Source organism: Microbacterium sp. Y832, from assembly GCF_057669765.1.
Genome location: NZ_JBYHFM010000014.1, coordinates 1 through 3,270, shown reverse-complemented (window position 1 = coordinate 3,270; position 3,270 = coordinate 1). Strand labels below are relative to the sequence as shown.

The following is a 3,270-nucleotide window of genomic DNA, read 5'->3' as shown; positions in this document are numbered from 1 at the left end:
ACCTCGGTGATGACGCTCTCGCTCTTCGAGTAAACCTTCACACGCAAGAGGCCGTGCCCCACGGGTGCGGCCTCTCCGCGTGCAACCGACTAAACTCTCTCCGAGGTCTCATGCAACGCTTTCTTCGACGACTGATCGTCGCTTCACTCGCGCTCCTTTTCTTCGCGCTGCCGTTCGCTCCCGCGGCGACGGCTGCACCCGCCGACACGAAAGACGACACCATCACCTGGATGGTCCGCCCCAGCGACGGTGTCGGCGAAGACGGGCGGTCGTGGGTCGAGCTCGAACTCGAACCTGGGGCCACCGTCGAGGAGCATCTGCTCGTGCGCAACCTGAGCCGTGAGGCCGTGACCTTTCGGCTGACCGCCGCCGACGGCTACTTCACCACCTCCGGCCGGTTCAACATGCTGACCTCTGACCAGGAGTCGGTCGACGCAGGCACGTGGATCAAGATCCAGGAGAGCATCGAAGTGCCCTCGGGCGGCGACGTGATCGTGCCGTTCACGATCACCGTGCCCGAGAACGCGACGCCCGGCGATCACCCCGCCGGGGTGGCGGCGAGCATCCGCAGTGGCGGAGAGGTGGGCGTCGAATCGCGCGTCGGCTTCCGCGTCATGACCCGCGTCACGGGAGAAATGACGCCCGAGCTCGAGACGACCGTGTCGGGAACCTACACCAGCTCGATCAACCCCTTCGAGCCAGGCACGATGACCCTCACCTACGAAGTGTCGAACACCGGCAACGTGCGCCTCGGTGTCGAATCGCTCGCGACCGTCTCGGGCCCGTTCGGGTGGCTTGCCCGCACACTCGACCCCGAGACGATCACCGAGATCGCGCCGGGTGAGACCCGCACGTTCGAGCGGCAGGTCCGGGGCGTCTGGCCCCTGTTCGTCGCGACCGTCGACGTCGTCTCACAGGGCGCATCCGTCGCCGAAGAACTCGAGGTCGGCGAAATCGCACCCTCCGAGGCGCACGCGACCGTGATCACGATGCCGTGGTCTCAGCTCGTCGTCCTCGCGATCATCGTGCTGCTCATCGCACTGTCGGCACTGGACCGCCGCCGTCGCAAGCGCAAGACCGAGGCACTCATCGAGCGGGCGCGCGCCGAAGCCCGCGCAGAAGCCGCAGCCGCCGCCTCCTGACCCGTCGAGCGCAGATGCTCGCCGCGGTGGTCTCGGACCTCGCGGCGAGCATCTGCTTCGAGCGGGCGATTCGATCTCTCGGCCGCCATCTGACGCATACAGGGTTACGACGATCTCGGCAGCGCCCTCGTGACGATGCCGCGGTCTCAGCTGGTCGCACGCGCCGCCCCGGACCCGTGGGCGCTGACGCTCGACGCGGGCTCAGGACTTCGCGGCGAGCATCTCCTTCATGCGGGCGATCTCGATGCCCTGATCGGCCTCGATGTGACCGGCCATGACGTCGAGTTCGATCTCTCGGCCGCCCCCTGACGCATACAGGTTCTCGACCATCTCGACAGCACCCTCATGGTGCTTGATCATGAGCTCGAGGAACAGCCGGTCGAACGCGGCATCGCGCGCGGCTTCGAGCTGCGCGAGTTCGGCATCGGTGAGAAGGCCCGGCATGTCGGCATGCGCCGCGTGGCCGGCATCCGGATCCCGCGCAGCCTCACCACGCGCCTGCAGCCACTCCTCGAACCGTTCGAGCTCGGCGCTCTGACTCATGTCCATGCGCTCCGCGAGCAGCCGGATGTCACGGTTGCTCGTGCGTTCTTCGACGTAGCTCGTCATGATCAGCGCCTGGGAGTGGTGGTGCATCATGTCGCGAACGAAGGCGACATCAGCGTCGGTGTGCGGCTCGGACTGGATCGCGGCGGCTTCCTCGGGCGACAGCGTGCGGTTCGGCTCACCCGGAGCGCCGGGCTGGATCACGGGAGCGGTGGGCACAGGGGCGGATGCCTCGGGCTCGGCGGTGCATGCCGTCAAGCCGAGGACGATCACAACCGCCGCGCCGAGGGGAAGAAAGCGGGGCGATACGGGCATGAAGAGGTGCCTCTCAGTCGGGTTCGGTGGCTCCATCTTGCAGTGCGACAGTGCACCGATCAGAAGGTCGAAACAAAAATGTAACGAGAAAGGTAGCGAACATTCTCAGCAAACCTATAGATTCCCGAACATACAACTGCATATCCGTGCTGTACGCGAAGTGCACAAAGACCGAGCGAACCGCTCGTCGAAACGCGCTTTCGTTTGAGGTAGTACCTGTCAGATCGACGAAGACCGACACGAAGGGCACCCCCCGCATGAATTCACGCACCACCCCCCGAGCGCGCTGGAGGACGCGAGCGCTGGCCGTTACCGGCGCGCTCACCCTCGGCGTTTCTATGATGGCGGCAACCGCCGCCGTCGCCGACCCGGTTCAGACCGACCCGCGCGAAGGCCTGAGCGCGGGCCTCTACGACGCTGGCACCGCTTCCAGCAACGTCGAGCACCTGGCGACCCTCCCGAAGCTCGCCGGCCTCAACACCAACTCCGACCTCGCCTTCAAGGACGACATGGCGATCGTCGGCAACTACAACGGTGTGCAGTTCTACGACGTGGCCGACCCGTCGAACCCCGAGCTGCTCACGCAGTTCATCTGTCCGGGCAGCCAGAACGACGCTTCCGTCGTCGGCGACCTGCTCTTCCTCTCGGTCGAGTCGACCAGCGCCCGTCTGGACTGCTCGACCAACCCTGCGTCGCCGGTCTTCCGCGGCGTTCGCGTGTTCGACATCAGCGACATCTACAACCCGGTCCAGGTCGCAGCCGTCCAGACGTGCCGTGGCTCGCACACGCACACCGTGCTGCAGGACCCGGATGACACCGAGAACATCTACATCTACGTCTCGGGCACCGCTGGCGTCCGCGCCGCCTCGCAGCTCGCGGGCTGCAGCAACGGCGCAGCCGACACCGAGAACCCGTCGCGCTGGCGCATCGAGGTCATCAAGGTCCCCGTCGCCGACCCGGCAGCCGCCGCAGTCGTGACGGAGTCCCGCCTGTTCGCCGACCCGGTCACCGGCCGCGTCGACGGTCTGCAGAACGGCCCGACGACCCCCCGTCACCCCTCGGGTGGCACCTGGTCGCCGTCGCCGAACACCAACCAGTGCCACGACATCACGGTTTACGCCGAGGTCGGCCTCGCCGCTGGTGCGTGCGCGGGTAACGGCATCCTGATCGACATCAGCGACCCGGCCAACCCGGTTCGCATCGACGCGGCTGCCGACGGCAACTTCGCCTACTGGCACTCGGCCACGTTCAACAACGACGGCACCAA

General features: G+C 66.5%; 3 protein-coding genes. 2 read left to right on the top strand and 1 reads right to left on the bottom strand.

Going from position 1 to position 3,270, the window contains the following annotated elements; all coding sequences use genetic code 11:
- Positions 1-110 precede the first annotated feature (110 nt).
- Positions 111-1,142 carry a COG1470 family protein gene (locus AC25YV_RS12760; RefSeq protein ID WP_488124233.1) on the top strand — a complete coding sequence of 344 codons (1,032 nt, stop codon included), beginning with the start codon at positions 111-113 and terminating at the stop codon, positions 1,140-1,142.
- Positions 1,143-1,343: 201 nt separating this feature from the next.
- Here the strand turns inward: AC25YV_RS12760 and AC25YV_RS12755 are convergent, their stop codons facing one another.
- The gene (locus tag AC25YV_RS12755; protein ID WP_488124232.1) at positions 1,344-2,003 is read right to left on the bottom strand and encodes a DUF305 domain-containing protein; all 660 of its coding nucleotides are present in this window, start codon (positions 2,001-2,003) and stop codon (positions 1,344-1,346) included.
- Positions 2,004-2,341: 338 nt separating this feature from the next.
- Here AC25YV_RS12755 and AC25YV_RS12750 point away from each other — a divergent pair.
- Positions 2,342-3,270: LVIVD repeat-containing protein (locus AC25YV_RS12750; RefSeq protein WP_488124231.1), on the top strand; the 929-nt coding region annotated here is incomplete at its 3' end.